The sequence below is a fragment of the Microbacterium sp. LMX7-1.2 genome (genome assembly GCF_040675935.1).
GTDB lineage: Bacteria > Actinomycetota > Actinomycetes > Actinomycetales > Microbacteriaceae > Microbacterium.
The window spans coordinates 525,961-542,736 of record NZ_JBEGIL010000001.1 but is presented as its reverse complement, the minus strand read 5'-3'; the positions used below and the strand labels follow the sequence as shown (position 1 = coordinate 542,736).

The window sequence follows — 16,776 nt, the reverse complement described above, 5'->3', positions numbered from 1 at the left end:
GGGTGGCCGCCGGTCACTAGACTTGGCCCGTGGTCACTCGTCTCTCCAACTTCTTCCTCCGTACGCTCCGCGAAGACCCTGCCGAGGCAGAGGTCACCAGCCACAAGCTGCTCATCCGCGCCGGATACATCCGCCGCGCAGCTCCAGGAGTGTTCACGTGGCTGCCGCTCGGTCTCAAGGTGAAGGCCAGGATCGAGGCGATCATCCGCGATGAGATGAGCAACGCGGGAGCCCAGGAAGTGCACTTCCCCGCGCTGCTACCGCGCGAGCCCTACGAGCTCTCCGGACGGTGGGAGTCATACGGCGACGGGATCTTCCGTCTCCAGGATCGCAAGGGCGCGGACTATCTGCTCGCCCCCACCCACGAGGAGATGTTCACGCTCCTCGTGAAGGACCTGTACTCGTCGTATAAGGACCTCCCTCTCACGATCTACCAGATCCAGGACAAGTACCGCGACGAGGCACGTCCCCGCGCGGGCCTGCTCCGCGGCCGAGAGTTCACGATGAAGGACGCCTACTCCTTCGACTCCTCGGATGCAGGACTCGACGTCAGCTATCAGGCGCAGCGCGATGCGTACGAGCGCATCTTCCAGCGTCTCGGCCTCGAGTACGTGATCGTGAACGCCGACAACGGCCTCATGGGTGGCGCTCGCAGTGAGGAGTTCCTGCACCCGACGCCCGTCGGAGAGGACACGTTCGTCCGAAGCGCCGGCGGATTCGCCGCGAACGTCGAGGCCTTCTCCACGGCAGCGCCCGAAGCGGTCGCCTTCGACCCCGATGCCGCACCCGAGGTGTTCGACTCACCGGACACACCGACGATCGAGACGCTCGTCGCGCACTCGAACGCGCATCTGGACGGCGAGTACACCGCGGCGGACACGCTCAAGAACGTCGTGCTCGCTCTGACGCACCTGGACGGCACGCGTGAGCTCGTCGTCGTCGGCATCCCCGGGGACCGCGACGTCGACGAGAAGCGCGCCGAGGTGGCGTTCGCGCCCGCCGAGGTCGAGACGGCGACGGCCGAGGACTTCGAGAACAACCCGCTGCTCGTCAAGGGCTACATCGGGCCCTGGTCGCCGACCGGCGCCGTTCTCGGCGAGGAGTCGGCGACCGGCATCCGCTATCTCGTCGACCCGCGCGTGAGCGAGGGCACGAGCTGGATCACGGGCGCGAACATCGACCAGAAGCATGCGCACTCGGTCGTCGCAGGTCGTGACTTCGAAGCCGACGGCATCGTCGAGATCGCGAACGTCCGCGCCGGTGACCCCGCGCCCGACGGCTCCGGTCCGGTCGAGCTCGCCCGGGGCATGGAGATCGGACACGTGTTCCAGCTGGGCCGGTTCTTCGCCGAGACTCTCGGACTCAAGGTGCTCGACGAGAACGGCAAGCTCGTCACCGTGACCATGGGCTCGTACGGCATCGGCGTGACCCGCATCCTCGCGATCATCGCCGAGCTGAACAACGACGACAAGGGACTGATCTGGCCGGCGTCGGTCGCCCCGTTCGACGTCCAGGTCGTGGCTGCCGGCCGCGATCAGGTGGCGTTCGAGGTCGCGGCCGACATCTCGGCACAGCTCGAGGCATCGGGCCTCGACGTGCTCTACGACGACCGTCCGAAGGTCTCGCCGGGAGTCAAATTCGGCGATGCCGAGCTCGTCGGCGTCCCGAAGATCGTGATCGTCGGACGCGGTGCCGCCGACGGACAGGTCGAACTGTGGGACCGCGCCTCCGGAGACCGGGACACCGTCTCGGTGGCGGAGGCCATCGCGACGCTCGCGCGCGGCTAGCGGATCGACGACGAACGCCGCACCCGTTCGACGGGTGCGGCGTTCGGCGCTCTCCGAGGGGACGGCGTCAGCAGACGATGCGTCCGTGATCCATGATGTCGTCGTCGGGTGTGTCGCGGGTGACGAGCGCCTTCAGTGCTCCGGCGGCCATCGCGATCGGGCCCTTGGAGGACTCCCAGAACTCCGTGACGACGGGCGTGACCTTCAGCAGCACGACCCCCGGGGTGTCGAGTCCGTCCTCGAACCAGATGTCGAGGGAGGGGGAGTAGAGCTCCTCCATCTTCTGAGGGTCACGCACGATGCTCGCCGTGCCGGCGACGGAGACGTAGCGCATGCCTTTCGCGTCGCAGTACGAGAGTCCGACCTGCCGGTGCTCCTGGGCCTCCTCGACCTTCTCGGTGTCCTCCGAGGTGAAGAACCAGATGTCGCCGGACTCGTCCATCTGCCGGGTCGACATGGGCCTGCTGACCAGGTTGCCGTCGTCGTCGACTGTCGTGAGCATGGTGAAGTCGATGTCCTCGACGAGGGCGGTGACGCGGGCGAGTGCTTCGGGGCCGGTGATCTCTGTCATGGGACGATCCTCCCGCCGACCCGGGCGCGACGGCAGGGGAGTTGACAGGAGCCGGTCGCCGTGATCCGCGTGGACGTCGGGTGACGACGCGGTGAACCGGCGGCGTTTCGACGGCCGTGCCCGCTCTCTTGCGTGACAGGGTGGAGGCATGACAGAGGAACCGCTGCCGGAGTCCCTGGCCGCCGAGATCAACGCCGTGCTCGACGAGGCCGGCGTGCGCACCGATCGACGACTGGTGATGCGCATGATGCGCACGGCGGTGCTGCTGGGGGAGGACGACACCGAGCGCCTCGACCTCAAGATCGCCTCCGCGGCCCTGGCGGAGATGCGCGACGCGTTCCGGCTGTTCGCGCCGTACCGGGGCGTTCCCAAGGTCACGGTCTTCGGCTCCGCGCGCACGCGCACGGACGACCCGCTCTACGTGCAGGCGCGGGACGTCGCCGCAGCGCTCGCAACCGACGGCTGGATGGTCGTGACAGGGGCCGGGCCAGGCATCATGCAGGCCGCCGCGGAGGGCGCGGGACCTGCGCTGTCGCTCGGCGTGTCGATCCGGCTGCCCTTCGAGGAGAAGGCGAACAGCCTGGTCGCGGGCAGCGACCACGTCGTCGCGATGAAGTACTTCTTCACCCGCAAGCTCATGCTCATCAAGGAGTCCAGCGGCTTCATCTGCCTGCCCGGGGGGTTCGGGACTCTCGACGAGATGTTCGAGCTTCTGACGCTGCAGCAGACGGGCAAGGCCGAGCCCACTCCCATCGTGCTGCTCGACGAGCGGGGCGGCACATTCTGGAACGGTCTCAAGCGTTTCGTCGACGAGGATCTCGCGCCGACAGGGGTGATCTCCGAGGGCGATTTCGATCGCGTTGTGGTCACCGACTCCGTCGAGGCCGCAGTGGCGGAGATCGCGGGGTTCTGGCGCAACTACGATTCGCTGCGCTGGGTGGGCGACACCCTCGTGCTGCGGTTGCGCTCCGAGCCGACGGATGCAGAGATCGCCGATCTCAACACACGCTTCGGCGGGATGCTGTCGAGCGGACGCATCGAACGGACCTTGCCGCGGTCGCCGGAGGTCGCCGACGACGACGTGCTGCACCTCCCACGGCTGGCGCTGCATCTCGATCAGCGTCAGGTGGGGAACCTGTTCCGACTCATCGGCGCGATCAACGACCTGGCCGGCGCTCCCGCTGCCTGAGCGCCGCCCCTGCGGCATCCGCTCCGCGTCCGTCTCCGCCGTCGTGGCACGGGGATGCGGGCACAGGGTATCGTTGTACGGATGTCGCGCGTGCGAACCGGCGCGACGAGAGCTGAATAGGGAGCCGTCATGGATATCGAACTGAGTCTGCTGCGTGGGATCGAGAAGGAGAAGGCGATCCCCTTCGACGAACTCGTCGCGATCATCGAACAGGCCATCCTGACCGCCTACTCGAAGCACGTCTCGGCCGACGGCGCGACCCCCGAGGGCGTGCGCGTCGAACTCGATCGCCGCAGCGGGCACGTCGCCGTGCTCCAGGCCGTGAAGGACGACGAAGGCGCCGTCATCGGCGAGGAGGACGCGACTCCCGACGACTTCGGACGCATCGCGGCCTTCGCCGCCAAGCAGGTGATCAGTCAGCGCCTGCGCGACATCGCCGACGACGTGGTTCTGGGCGACTTCAAGGACAAGGAAGGCGACATCGTCGCCGGCGTGATCCAGCAGGGTCCGAACCCGCGCATGATCCACGTCGACCTCGGCACGGTCGAGGCGATCCTCCCGCCCGAAGAGCAGGTCCCCGGCGAGGAGTACACGCACGGCTCGCGCCTGCGCGTGTACGTCACGAGCGTCGCGAAGGGACTCAAGGGTCCGCAGATCACCGTCTCCCGCACGCATCCGGGCCTGGTGCGCAAGCTGTTCGCCCTCGAAGTGCCCGAGATCGCGGCGGGTCTCGTGGAGATCGTCTCGCTCGCGCGAGAGGCAGGGCACCGCACGAAGATCGCGGTCAAGGCCAACGACCCCTCCATCAACGCCAAGGGCGCATGCATCGGGGAGATGGGCCGCCGTGTGCGGGCCGTGACCGAGGAGCTCGCGGGGGAGAAGATCGACATCGTCGACTACAACCCCGAACTGGCGGCGTTCGTCGCGAACGCGCTGTCACCCGCGAAGGTGACGAGCTCGTTCATCCTGGATGCGGGCACCAAGGCCGTTCGCGCCCTCGTGCCCGACTACCAGCTCTCGCTCGCGATCGGCAAGGAGGGGCAGAACGCCCGACTCGCCGCCAAGCTGACGGGCGCGAAGATCGACATCCAGCCCGACAGCGTCCTGGACTGACCCATTCCGACACCCGACTCGCCCCGCCGGCGCGAGTCGGGTGGGAACGCAGGTGTAAGATGGAACCCGTACGAACGTGCGTCGGCTGTCGCACGCGTGCTTCCCGCTCCGCCCTTCTCAGGGTGGTGTCCCAGAACGACATCCTCGTCATCGATGAGCGTGCCGTCCTGCCGGGAAGGGGCGCGTGGCTGCATCCGACGCAGGAATGCATGGATGCCGCGCTGCGGCGACGTGCTTTCGGACGAGCACTGCGCGTGTCCGGTCCCCTGGACACGCAGACCATCGAGAAACAAAGGCTGAACAGCTATGGAAACAAAGTGAACGGCTCGAAATGAGACCCGTCCGCGACTAGTGGTCTGCCCTGTCTGGGTAGACCGACCCAGACAGGAGAATTGTGGCTGGTAAACCACGCGTACATGAGATCGCCGCTGAGTTCGGCGTCGACAGCAAGGTCGCACTTGCGAAGCTCAAGGAACTCGGAGAGTTCGTCAAGAGCCCCTCTTCGACCATCGAACCGCCGGTGGCGCGCAAGCTGCGCGCGGCGATCGAGGCCGACCCCTCGCTGAAGTCCTCGGGCGAGGCGGCTCCCGCCGCCAAGCCCGCTGCGGCGAAGCCGGCTGCCGCCAAGAGCGCGGCGCCGACCCCCGGTCCGAAGCCCGGTCCCAAACCGGCCCCGGCCCCCGAGGCTCCCGCCGCTGCGGCTCCCGCAGCCCCGGCGGAGGCTCCTGCGGCGACCCCCGGCCCGGCTGCGGCCAAGCCGGGCCCGGCTGCCCCGAAGCCCGGCGCCGAAGGCGGGCCCAAGCCCGCTGGAGACAGCGCGCCGAAGCCCGGCGCCCCCCGTCCCGGCAACAACCCCTTCGCCTCGAACCAGGGCATGGGCCAGCGCCCGACCGGTCCCCGTCCGGGCAACAACCCCTTCGCCTCGGCGCAGGGCATGGGCCAGCGCCCGACGCCCGGCAACATCCCGCGTCCGCAGGCTCCTCGTCCCGGCGCTCCGCGTCCCGGCGCCCCGCGTCCTGGCTCGCCCCGTCCCGGCGCCCCTCGCGGCGGCCAGGGCGGTCGTCCCGGCGCACCGTTCCAGCAGCGTCCCGGCGGCCCCGGTCGTCCCGGTGGCGCCGGCGGACCCGGTGCCGGCGGACCCGGTGCTCGTCCCGGCGGAGGTTTCGCCGGACGTCCCGGTGGCGGCGGCCGTGGTCGCGGCCCGGGCGGCGGTACCGCAGGCGCCTTCGGCAAGGGCGGCGGCAAGAGCAAGCAGCGCAAGTCGCGGCGGGCGAAGCGGCAAGAGTTCGAGATGCGGAGTGCTCCGGTCGTCGGCGGCGTCAACGTCACCCGCGGCAACGGAGAGACGATCCGCATGCGTCGTGGCGCGTCCATCGCGGACTTCGCCGACAAGATCGAGACGCTGACCGGCTACACGGTCCAGCCCGGAACGCTCGTCACCATCCTCTTCAACCTCGGAGAGATGGCCACGGCCACCGAGTCGCTGGACGAGGCGACGTTCGAGGTCCTCGGCGAGGAGCTCGGCTACAAGATCCAGATGGTCTCGCCCGAGGACGAGGACAAGGAGCTCCTCGAGGGCTTCGGCCTCGACCTCGAGGCGGAGCTGGAGGCGGAGAGCGAGGACGACCTCGAGATCCGTCCTCCGGTGGTCACCGTCATGGGTCACGTCGACCACGGTAAGACGCGACTGCTCGACGCGATCCGTCAGACCAACGTCATCGAGGGCGAGGCCGGCGGCATCACCCAGCACATCGGTGCCTACCAGGTGTGGACCGAGCACGAGGGCGTCGAGCGTGCCGTCACCTTCATCGACACCCCGGGTCACGAGGCGTTCACCGCCATGCGTGCCCGCGGTGCGCAGGTGACCGACCTTGCGATCCTCGTGGTCGCGGCCGACGACGGCATCATGCCGCAGACGGTCGAGGCGCTGAACCACGCTCAGGCGGCGAACGTGCCGATCGTGGTCGCGGTGAACAAGGTCGACAAGCCCGAGGCCAACCCGGCCAAGGTACGTCAGCAGCTCACCGAGTACGGTCTGGTCGCCGAGGAGTACGGCGGCGACGTCATGTTCGTCGACGTCTCGGCTCGTGCCGGAACCGGCATCCAGGACCTCCTGGACGCTGTGCTGCTCACGGCCGACGCCGGACTCGACCTCACGGCCAATCCGAACAAGGCAGCTCGCGGTGTCGCCATCGAGGCGAAGCTCGACAAGGGTCGCGGTTCGGTCGCCACGGTGCTCATCCAGTCCGGTACGCTCCGCGTCGGCGACGCGATCGTCGCGGGTACGGCTTACGGCCGCGTCCGCGCGATGGCGGACGAGAACGGCGAGCAGGTCCTCGAGGCCTTCCCGTCGCGCCCCGTGCAGGTGCAGGGTCTCAACTCGGTCCCGCGTGCCGGCGACGTCTTCATCGTGACCGAGGAAGACCGCATGGCCCGTCAGATCGCCGAGAAGCGCGAGGCCGTCGAGCGCAACGCCCAGCTGGCCAAGGCCCGCAAGCGCATCTCGCTCGAGGACTTCACCCGTGCTCTCGAAGAGGGCAAGGTCGAGTCGCTCAACCTCATCATCAAGGGTGACGTCTCGGGTGCCGTCGAGGCGCTCGAGGAGTCGCTGCTCAAGATCGAGGTCGACGAGTCGGTGCAGCTGCGCATCATCCACCGCGGTGTGGGTGCGATCACCGAGTCCGACGTGAACCTCGCGACGATCGACAACGCGATCATCGTGGGCTTCAACGTCCGCCCCGACACGAAGGCGCGCGAGCGCGCTCAGCGCGAGGGCGTGGACATCCGGTTCTACTCCGTCATCTACAACGCGATCGACGAGATCGAGAGCTCGCTCAAGGGCATGCTCAAGCCGGAGTACGAAGAGGTCCAGTCGGGTGTCGCCGAGATCCGCGAGGTGTTCCGCTCCTCGAAGTTCGGCAACATCGCCGGTGTCATCGTCCGCTCCGGAACGATCACGCGCAACGCCAAGGCGCGCGTCATCCGTGACGGCGTCGTGCTCGCCGATGGCCTGGCCATCGAGTCGCTGCGTCGCTTCAAGGACGACGTCACCGAGGTCCGCACGGACTACGAGGCCGGTATCGGTCTCGGCAAGTACAACGACATCCAGATCGGCGACGAGATCGAGACCACCGAGATGGTCGAGAAGCCGCGCGGCTGATCGGGTTCGATATCGTCGGGCGAGGGTGCGTGAAGCATCCTCGCCCGACGGGCTTTCGCAGGAGGAGAAGGAACAATGGCTGGAGAACGACAGGCCCGACTCGCTGATCGCATCCGTGTGATCCTCGCGGAGCGGCTCGAGAAGGGGCTCCGCGACCCGCGGCTCGGCTTCGTCACCATCACGGATGTCCGGGTGAGCGGCGACCTCCAGCACGCCTCGGTGTTCTACACGGTGCTCGGCACGGAGGAGGAGCGGCTCTCGAGCGGTGCCGCGCTCACCTCGGCGACAGGGATGCTGCGCAGCGAGGTCGGGCGGCAGCTGAGCACGCGTCTCGTCCCGACGCTGGAGTTCATCCCCGACGCCTTGCCCGAGAACGCGGACCACATCACCGCTCTTCTCCGGGAAGCGCAGGAGCGGGATGCGGAGGTCGCGAAGCTCGCGTCCTCGGCGTCCCACGCCGGTGAGGCGGACCCGTACCGTCATGAGGACGACGACGCGGTCTCCTGACGTCCCGCGCACCTCTCCGTCGACACGGATGTGAAGTTCCGGCATCTCGCACGGGGTGCCGTATCCGGTTGCTACCGTCGGCACAGGGCCGAGCGGAGGTTCGGCCGGAGGGGGGCGGTAAGTGTCGAGCGTGCGCGCAGGGACGCAGGTCGTCGTCGTCGAGAGGATCCTGGCGGACCTGCTCGATCACGAACTTCCCTGTGCACCGTGGGTCGCGGCGCGTCTCGCCGAACGCCTCGACAGCGACGTGCACACGATCCGGGAGGTCGCAGCACTGCTGGATCCCGCGGAGCGCGCAGGCCTGCGTCCCCTGCCGCTCCCACTGCCCGCCGTGCCGACCATCGTCGATCGCTTCGCCGACGTCGCGGTCGCCGCGGAGGAGCGGACGTTGCTGCTCACCGCGGCTGTGAGCCTGGACGACGGGATCGGCCCCGTGCTCGCCGCCTGCGCGCGCAGCGTCGACGACGAGACCGCGCTCTCGCAGCATCTGTGGGTGCACGCCGGGCGCTTCCGGTTCGTCGAGCAGCGTTTCGCGATCTGGATCGTGGCGGTGAGCAGCCCCGTCATGGTCGTGGACGCGCATCGCCGACTCGCGGCGGCGCTCCGGGCAGCCGGTGAGCCCGCCACTGCGGTGTGGCATCGGGCGCGGAGCTCGTCGCGGAGCGACCCGGCATCCGCCCGTCTGCTCGTGCGAGCCGCACGCGAGCTCGCCGATGCCGGAGACACCGAACGCGCGCTCCTGTTCGCCTCGGAGGCTGCCGCGCACGCGAATCCGGCGGATCGGGATCCTGTGCGGCTGGTCGCGGGGAGTGCCGTGGTCGGCTCCGGGTGCATGGCTGAGGCGGCGGGATGGCTCGCTCCGATGTACCCCGACGGCGAGGGCAGCTCCCGACTGCACGGACTCGCGGCATTGCTCGTCGCGCACGCGCACCTGCAGGGCACCGTGCCGGACGTGGATATGGCGCTGCTCCGCCCGCAGAGGGACACAGGGGAGGAATGGCACGCGTGGACCCGCGCAGCGGCATTCGGTGCCGCCCTGTGCGCGGAGCGGGGCGATCGACAGGGAGCGCGGGCGTGGCTCGACCTCCTGCGCGAGGGGGCCAAGCGCACGGACGACGACGGGCGGCTCCGGGATCCCGTCGTATCGCTGATCTGGCTGCTGCTCGGCGAAGGGGAGGCCGATGACGCCAGTGGGACGGGCGCGGTCACCGGCATCGTACTCGGTGCGCTGCAACGTGCCGTCGTCGGAGACCTCGAGGGCGGGTTGCAGGTCCTGGCGACGGGGGAGTCGGGTGTCGTCCCGCAGATCGATCCGTTCATCGCCGGATACGAGCGGACCGACTTGATCGCTGCGCACCGCATCGTGATCGAGGTGCTGCTGCACGTGTGGCGCGGCGATATCGCGCGTGCGCGCACGCGCCTCTGCGAGGCATCCCTCGCCCTGCCCATCGCGGTGCCGTTCGCAGGCCTCGGAGTCGTGCTCGCCCGGCGCCTCGACCTCGCGGTCCTCGGTCGGCTCGGGCCGTTCGCCCACACGCTCACCGCAGCCCTTCCCGCCCCCTCGCGCACGGATCAGCTCGTCGATCGCGCGATCCGGTCGCACCTGGCCGGCGAGCCGAACGTCGCCACGTCGTGCCTCAGGCTGTGGCTCGATCGCGGTGCACCGCAGACGGCGCTGTCGGTTCCGGGGCTCGACGAGGACCTGCCGATCGGGGCGGATCCGGCCCCTCGTGCGCGGCAGATGGTCGAACCACCCGACATGGCGCTCGGGCGTCTGCTGAGAACGAGAGCGGCGACGAGCTCCGCCCCGATCTGGCGGAGTGAAGCCGCCGAGGTCGCGGACGCCGCCCGCTCGATCGCCTCGCCGTTCGAGCGGGCACGAGTGGAGTCGTCGCTCGGCACCAGGGCGCTGATCGACGGTGACTCCGACGTCGCGCGGACTCATCTGCGCGCAGCCTGGCAGCTCTTCGACGAGTCCGGCGCGACCGCGTGGGCGGATGCGGTCGCCGACCGGCTGGACGGGCTCGGCGCCGAGCGGGACGCCGAGCGGTTCGCCACCGTGCGCCGTCGATGGGAGAGCCTCCTCACACCGCGGGAGCTGGAGGTCGCGCTGATAGCGGTGCAGGGCGGATCGAATCGCGATATCGCCGGCACGCTGACCGTGTCGGTCCGCACGGTCGAGGTGCACCTGGGTCGCGTGTTCACCAAGCTCGGGGTGCGGAGCCGCATAGACCTCGTGCTGCTGGGACATCGAACTGCGCGGCACGGCTGAGGCCCCACGCCGGAGTACGTCAGCGCGGCAGCGAGAGCAGTTCGCCGTCCGCCTCGGCCAGACCGTCGGCGATGAGCGAGTCGATGGCCCGGTCGCGTTGCAGTGCGTCCGGCCAGTCGGCGAGCACGGAGACCAAGGGCACGGCCTCGGGCGCGGCCGTGCGGAGAACCCGCAGCGCCGCGCCGCGCGCCTGACGATCAGACCCCTCGAACGCCGCCTGACGGCGGCGGCTGTCGCCGGTGTCGGGACGCCCGGCGACGACCCACGCGCACGACTCGATCAGGGGACACTGCTCGCAGCGAGGGCGCCGCGACACGCACACGGTCGCGCCGAGCTCCATGGCGGCGGCATTGAAGATCGCCGCATCGTCGTCCTCCTCCGGCAGGAGCGACGACATGAGCTCGAGGTCCTTGCGCGACGGTGCGCCGGGCTGCGCCTGGCCGAGGACCGCCCTCGCGAGCACTCGTCGGGTGTTCGTGTCGACGACGGGGTGACGGTCGCCGTACGCGAAGGCGGCGACCGCGCGCGCCGTGTAGTCGCCGATTCCGGAGAGTGCCAGGAGCGCCTCGACGTCGCGGGGAACGACGCCGTCGTGCCGGTCCGTGACCTCGATCGCCGCACGGTGCAGCCACAGTGCGCGCCGGGGGTAACCGAGGTTCGCCCACTGCTGGAGCACCTCCGCGGGCGTGGCCGCGGCAAGCGCGGGGGCGCTCGGCCAGCGGGCGAGCCATGCCTCGAGGTGCGGGAGCACCCGCGACACAGGGGTCTGCTGCAGCATGAACTCGCTGACGAGCGTTCCCCACGCCCCGAACTCCTCATGGAACTCGGTGCGTCGCCAGGGGAGATCTCGCGCCGACGCCCGGTACCATCCGATCAAGGCAGACAGTCCGGGGGAGTCGGGGCGAGAGGCCGGGGGCACCCCGACAGCCTAAGCGAGAATCCTCTCCCTCCCCGCGAGAGCCGTGGCAGGATCCGGAGTGCGCTCGGCCGGTCGACATCCGCCCGGTGCGCGCATGCCGCATACGGCTGAGCGCAGGCCCGCCCCGTAGGCTGGGGGGATGGTCTCGCCCGGCATCCTCCTCGTCGACAAGCCTGCTGGCCTGACCAGCCACGATGTCGTCGCCCGCGTCCGCCGCGCGTTCGGCACGCGCAAGGTCGGCCACGCGGGCACCCTGGATCCCCTGGCGACCGGGTTGCTCGTAATCGGCATCGAGGGGGCGACGCGCCTGCTCACGTACATCGTCGGTGCGGACAAGACCTACGAGACGACGATCCGTCTCGGCATCACCACGTCCACCGACGACGCCGAGGGGGAGATCCGCGCGCGCGCGGAGGCCGGCGTCATCGGCGCCGTGACCGACGCGGGCATCGACGCCGGCGTCCGAGCCCTCACGGGACGGATCTCGCAGGTGCCGAGCTCGGTCTCGGCCATCAAGGTCGACGGTCGTCGCGCCTACGACCGCGTCCGCGCCGGCGAGGAGGTGGTGCTCGCCGCACGCGACGTCACCGTGTCACGGTTCGACGTCCGCGATCGTCGCGCCGTCGATGGAGCCATCGACCTCGACGCGGTCGTCGACTGCTCCTCCGGTACCTACATCCGCTCGCTCGCCCGCGATCTCGGTGCGGGTCTCGGCGTCGGCGGCCACTTGACGGCACTGCGCCGGACGAAGGTCGGGAGCTTCGACGTCGCGGACGCCGTGACCCTCGACGACCTCGCCACGGCAGTGCCGATGACACCCGCCGCGGCGGCCTCCCGCGTTCTCGACGTTCTGCACGTGACCGCGGAGGAGGCCCGCGACCTCCGACACGGCAAGCGTCTGAACGACCAGGCGTCGCGCCTCGCGGGGGCACTCGCGGCCGCGATCGACGAGGACGGCACGCTCGTGGGCGTCGTCGAGAGGCGCGGCGCCGATCTGAAGAGCGCCATGAACATGCCGGAGGTCGCGCAATGATCCTGTGGTTCACGATCGCGCAGGTCGCCGTCGCCGTCGCCGCGGGGCTGTTCTGTGTGATCGTCGGACTTGCCGGACGCCGCCCGAGCGACTTGTCCGTCGGCGCCCTCGCGCTGGTCGAGCTGCTGCTCGTGGCGCAGGTCGTGACCGCGATCGTCGCGCCGTTCGCCGGCAACCCGCCGACCGGCGATCTTCTCGAGTACTGGGTATACCTCGTCTCGGCCGTGCTTCTCCCGATCGGGGCCGTACTGTGGGCGCTCATGGAGCGCAGCAGATGGAGCACCGTGATCCTCGGCGTCGCGGCTCTCGCGGTCGCGGTCATGGTGTGGCGGATGCACGTGATCTGGACTGTCCAGATCGCATGACGGGCGCTCGGTCATGATCCGTCACGGCCGTCCAGCGCACGACTCCGGTGTGCTCGGGGCGCGCCTAGAATGGATCGAGCTATGAGCACCTCCCACCCTTCCTCTCGGATGACCGGCATCGGCCGTGTCCTCGTGATCGTCTACGCCGTGATGGCGCTGGCCGCGACCGGTCGCAGCTTCGTGCAGATCGTCCGCCAGTTCGACGAGGCGCCTCTCGCCTACGCGCTCTCCGCGCTCGCGGCGGTCGTCTACGTCCTGGCGACGCTGGCTCTCGTGTTCGCCCGACGCGCCGGCTGGTACACGGTCGCCTGGGTCGCGATCGTCTTCGAGCTCACCGGGGTGCTCGTGGTGGGAGCGCTGAGCCTCTTCCTGCCGGACCTGTTCCCGCACGACACCGTGTGGTCGATGTTCGGCCGAGGCTACCTCTTCATCCCGCTCGTGCTCCCCGTGTTCGGCATCTGGTGGCTGCGCACGCATCGCCCGGTGGTTGCGGATGCCGAGGCCCGGGGCGCCGAGGTGCGGGCGTGATCGTCTTCCGCGACCCGCAGGAGGTGCCCGTGGACTTCGGTCCGTCGGCTGTCGCGATCGGCAAGTTCGACGGTGTCCACGCCGGGCACCGTGCGGTGATCCGCCGACTCCGCGACGCGGCGTCGGCCTCCGGGGTGCGCTCGGTGGCCGTGACCTTCGACCGCAATCCCCTCGCCGTGCTGCGTCCAGACCGATGCCCCGAGAACGTCGTCACCGTCGACCGCAAGCTCGAGCTGCTCGGCGAGCTCGAACTCGATGCGACCCTGATGCTCACCTTCGACGAGCGGCTCGCCGCGCTCACGGCGGAGGACTTCGTGACTCAGATCCTCGTCGGCGCACTGCGGGTGTCGACCGTCCTCGTGGGTGAGGACTTCCGCTTCGGACACGGCGGAGCCGGTACCCCCGAGCTCCTCCGTGAACTCGGGCCCGCGCACGGCTTCACCGTCGAGGTGGTCGACGACGTGTACCTCGACGGCTCCGACCGACGGGTCTCGTCGACCTGGATCCGCGAGCTGCTGATCGAGGGCGACGTGTCGACCGCCGCTCGCGTGCTCGGCCGTCGTGTCGACGTGCGCGGCGAAGTCGTCCACGGGCTCAAGCGCGGGCGCGAGCTCGGCTTCCCCACGGCGAACCTCTCGGCGACCGTCGATTCGTTCGTCCCCGCCGACGGCGTGTACGCGGGCTGGCTCGTGGATCACGACACGGGTCTGCGACACCGGGCCGCGATCTCCGTCGGCACCAATCCGACGTTCGACGACGTGCTCGAGCGGCAGGTGGAGGCTCATGTGCTGGGGGAGACCGACCTCGACCTCTACGGGCACGACGTCAGCGTCGAGTTCGTCCAGAGGCTGCGCGGTATGGTCGCGTTCGAGGGTATCGAGAAGCTCAAGGCGCAGATGGCGGCAGATGTGACCGACGCCGAGCGGGTCCTGGACTCCGTCGTCCCCTGACCGCCGGCCTCCGGCGTGGCGGGGACTGCGCACGCGCGTCGCGATGGCATAGACTGGACGTGGTCGTCACCGATCTCCCGCTGCAATCGCGCATCGATGTCGACCGGTACTGCAGTCCGCACGGTCCTGGCTCGCGCCACACGCGGACATCGAGAACGGCTTCGCATCATGGGGATGCAGGGGCCTTCACGCTCAGGAGGAGCATGCCGACCACGGCAACTGCCGCCACGCGGCGCAAGAAGACATCCCGTCGCGACGATGAGGCGCCCCTCATCCCGATCCTCGCGCGCAAGGTGCGCGAGATCGAGGCGAAGTCGCAGCGAGGCAAGCTCGGCCCGACGAACCGGGTCAAGTTCCAGGTGATCGCGTTCCTGGTGCGCGAGGAGCGCGCCAGGGTCAAGGCGGATGCCGAGATCGCCGACGCTGCGCGCGCCGAGCTCCTCAAGCGTCTGGACGGAGTCGCGACGATCCTTGCGAAGACCGCTGCGCGCGACACCTCGCTGATCCAGCTGCTCGAGGCCGACCAGGCCACCTCGCCCGTGGCCAAGCGCATGCGTCGCGACTGGTTGCTCGAGTCCGGCGCGGAGCTCGCGCCGGAGGAGCTCATCATCGCGGACGTCGCGCCCATCCAGGTGCCGGTCGTGCCCGCCGCGATCGCCGAGCGGCAGGTCACTCCGCCGTCGGTCGAGGCGCGTCAGCTCGCGAACCCGTTCCTCGCGCCCGATCTGACGCCGCGCGCCACCACGACTCCGCGTCGCCGGCTCGACGGGTGGGAGCTCATGGGCCCGCTCTACAAGGCGTTCGAGTCGGGAGCCGGTGGCTCCGCAGCCAGCATGGACCTCCCGCCCGCGCCCGAGTTCGACCACGTGTCGCCCAAGGGCCTCGAGGTCATGGTGCACCAGTCGCGCTTCCTCGAAGCGGTCCGCGAAGGGCACCGCAGCTTCCTCCTCGCTGACGAGCCGGGCCTCGGCAAGACCGCGCAATCCGTGCTCGCCGCGTCGGTCGCGGGCGCGTACCCGCTCCTGGTCGTGGTGCCGAACGTGGTCAAGATGAACTGGGCGCGCGAAGTCGAGCGCTGGACGCCCCAGCGCCGCGCCACCGTCATCCAGGGCGATGGCGACGACATCGACGCCTTCGCCGACGTGTTCATCGTGAACTACGAGATCCTCGACCGGCACATGTCGTGGCTCGCCTCCATCGGACTGCGCGGCATGGTCGTCGACGAAGCGCACTTCATCAAGAACCTCAGTTCGCAGCGGTCGCAGAACGTGCTGTCCCTCGCCTCGCGCGTGCGGGAGCGCACGCCGGGCGGCAACCCGCTCATGCTCGCCCTCACCGGTACGCCGCTCATCAACGACGTCGAGGACTTCGACGCGATCTGGCGTTTCCTGGGGTGGACCACGGGGGAGAAGCCCGGGCCCGTGCTCATGGAGAAACTCGACGCGACCGGATTCACGCCCGCCGACAAGGCGTTCTATCCGGAGGCGCGTGACGCCGTGATCTCTATGGGGATCGTGCGCCGCAAGAAGAAGGACGTCGCGGCAGATCTCCCCGACAAGCTCATCGCGGATCTGCCGGTGCAGCTCGACGACGAGTTCGGGCGCAGCATCCGGCAGGCGGAGCGCGAACTCGGCGAGCGTCTCGCGGCGCGCTATCGGCGCATCATCGAGGCTCGCGGCGACCGCGGCCTCGCTCCGGGGGAGATCGATGACGACATCGTCCGTCTCGTGGCGCAGAACGAGCTCGAGGAGTCGAAGGCGGCGGGAACGGGCGGCGACAACGTCTTCACGATGGTGCGCCGGATCGGACAGGCCAAGGCCCAGCTCGCCGCCGACTACGCGGCTCAGCTGCAGCGGTCGGTCGGAAAGGTGGTGTTCTTCGCGAAGCACATCGACGTGATGGATCAGGCGGAGGCGCACTTCGCCGCCGCCGGCATCCGCTCGGTGTCGATCCGCGGGGACCAGACCTCGGCCGCGCGCCAGCAGGCGATCGACGACTTCAACGGCGATCCCGAGGTGGGCATCGCGGTGTGCTCGCTCACCGCCGCCGGCGTCGGACTCAACATGCAGGCAGCGTCGAACGTCGTGCTCGCCGAGCTGTCGTGGACCGCGGCTGAGCAGACGCAGGCGATCGACCGCGTGCACCGCATCGGTCAGGACGAGCCCGTGACGGCGTGGCGCATCATCGCCGCTCACACGGTCGACACGAAGATCGCCGAGCTGATCGACCAGAAGCAGGGGCTCGCAGCGCGGGCCCTCGACGGGGAGGCCACGGACGACGCGGCGGCGGAGCCCGTGCAGCTCGGAGCCCTGATGCACCTGCTGCGCGAGGCTCTGGGCGCGGCCTGAGCGCCATCCGCAGCTGACTCGGACGAGAAGAGAT

At 69.6% G+C, this 16,776-nt stretch carries 14 protein-coding genes; 12 read left to right on the top strand and 2 right to left on the bottom strand.

The window, feature by feature from the left end; genetic code table 11:
• Positions 1-29 precede the first annotated feature (29 nt).
• Positions 30-1,787: a proline--tRNA ligase gene (locus MRBLMX7_RS02695; RefSeq protein WP_363366075.1), complete on the top strand. Its 1,758-nt coding sequence runs from the start codon at positions 30-32 to the stop codon at positions 1,785-1,787.
• A 67-nt stretch (positions 1,788-1,854) separates the two neighbouring features.
• Here MRBLMX7_RS02695 and MRBLMX7_RS02690 read toward each other — a convergent pair whose 3' ends face one another.
• A complete protein-coding gene (locus MRBLMX7_RS02690) occupies positions 1,855-2,358 on the bottom strand; it encodes a pyridoxamine 5'-phosphate oxidase family protein (protein ID WP_363366074.1) in 504 nt (167 codons plus the stop codon).
• A 148-nt stretch (positions 2,359-2,506) separates the two neighbouring features.
• Between MRBLMX7_RS02690 and MRBLMX7_RS02685 the strand changes: the two genes are divergently transcribed.
• From MRBLMX7_RS02685 to MRBLMX7_RS02660, 6 genes are all read left to right on the top strand, one after another.
• Positions 2,507-3,547 carry a TIGR00730 family Rossman fold protein gene (locus tag MRBLMX7_RS02685; RefSeq protein WP_363366073.1) on the top strand — a complete coding sequence of 347 codons (1,041 nt, stop codon included), beginning with the start codon at positions 2,507-2,509 and terminating at the stop codon, positions 3,545-3,547.
• A 129-nt stretch (positions 3,548-3,676) separates the two neighbouring features.
• Positions 3,677-4,660, top strand: a complete 984-nt coding sequence (nusA, locus tag MRBLMX7_RS02680; RefSeq protein WP_050721251.1) for a transcription termination factor NusA — start codon at positions 3,677-3,679, stop codon at positions 4,658-4,660.
• Positions 4,661-4,719: 59 nt separating this feature from the next.
• Positions 4,720-4,995 carry a YlxR family protein gene (locus tag MRBLMX7_RS02675; RefSeq protein ID WP_363366072.1) on the top strand — a complete coding sequence of 92 codons (276 nt, stop codon included), beginning with the start codon at positions 4,720-4,722 and terminating at the stop codon, positions 4,993-4,995.
• Between the two features lie 59 nt (positions 4,996-5,054).
• Positions 5,055-7,820: a translation initiation factor IF-2 gene (gene infB, locus MRBLMX7_RS02670; RefSeq protein WP_363366071.1), complete on the top strand. Its 2,766-nt coding sequence runs from the start codon at positions 5,055-5,057 to the stop codon at positions 7,818-7,820.
• 75 nt (positions 7,821-7,895) lie between these two features.
• Complete coding sequence (gene rbfA, locus MRBLMX7_RS02665; RefSeq protein ID WP_050721249.1) at positions 7,896-8,327, top strand: 30S ribosome-binding factor RbfA; 432 nt, start codon at positions 7,896-7,898, stop codon at positions 8,325-8,327.
• 121 nt (positions 8,328-8,448) lie between these two features.
• Positions 8,449-10,599, top strand: coding sequence for a helix-turn-helix transcriptional regulator (locus tag MRBLMX7_RS02660; protein ID WP_363366070.1), 2,151 nt, complete (start codon positions 8,449-8,451; stop codon positions 10,597-10,599).
• A gap of 19 nt (positions 10,600-10,618) precedes the next feature.
• Here the strand turns inward: MRBLMX7_RS02660 and MRBLMX7_RS02655 are convergent, their stop codons facing one another.
• Complete coding sequence (locus MRBLMX7_RS02655) at positions 10,619-11,518, bottom strand: A/G-specific adenine glycosylase (RefSeq protein WP_363366069.1); 900 nt, start codon at positions 11,516-11,518, stop codon at positions 10,619-10,621.
• A gap of 139 nt (positions 11,519-11,657) precedes the next feature.
• On the opposite strand from MRBLMX7_RS02655, the gene truB reads away from it, so the two are divergent.
• The 5 genes from truB to MRBLMX7_RS02630 all read left to right on the top strand — a co-directional run bounded on the left by truB (position 11,658) and on the right by MRBLMX7_RS02630 (position 16,742).
• Entirely contained in the window at positions 11,658-12,551 is an 894-nt protein-coding gene (gene truB / locus MRBLMX7_RS02650; RefSeq protein WP_363366068.1) for a tRNA pseudouridine(55) synthase TruB, read from the top strand.
• Positions 12,548-12,916, top strand: coding sequence for a hypothetical protein (locus tag MRBLMX7_RS02645; RefSeq protein WP_363366067.1), 369 nt, complete (start codon positions 12,548-12,550; stop codon positions 12,914-12,916). Before truB ends, MRBLMX7_RS02645 begins: the two co-directional genes overlap by 4 nt.
• Positions 12,917-13,024: 108 nt before the next feature.
• On the top strand, positions 13,025-13,444 hold the full coding sequence (locus MRBLMX7_RS02640; RefSeq protein ID WP_363370776.1) for a hypothetical protein: 420 nt from the start codon (positions 13,025-13,027) through the stop codon (positions 13,442-13,444).
• Positions 13,441-14,394: a bifunctional riboflavin kinase/FAD synthetase gene (locus tag MRBLMX7_RS02635; RefSeq protein ID WP_363366066.1), complete on the top strand. Its 954-nt coding sequence runs from the start codon at positions 13,441-13,443 to the stop codon at positions 14,392-14,394. The genes MRBLMX7_RS02640 and MRBLMX7_RS02635 overlap by 4 nt, the downstream gene beginning before the upstream one ends.
• A gap of 203 nt (positions 14,395-14,597) precedes the next feature.
• Positions 14,598-16,742, top strand: coding sequence for a DEAD/DEAH box helicase (locus tag MRBLMX7_RS02630; protein ID WP_363366065.1), 2,145 nt, complete (start codon positions 14,598-14,600; stop codon positions 16,740-16,742).
• The last annotated feature ends 34 nt before the right edge of the window (positions 16,743-16,776 follow it).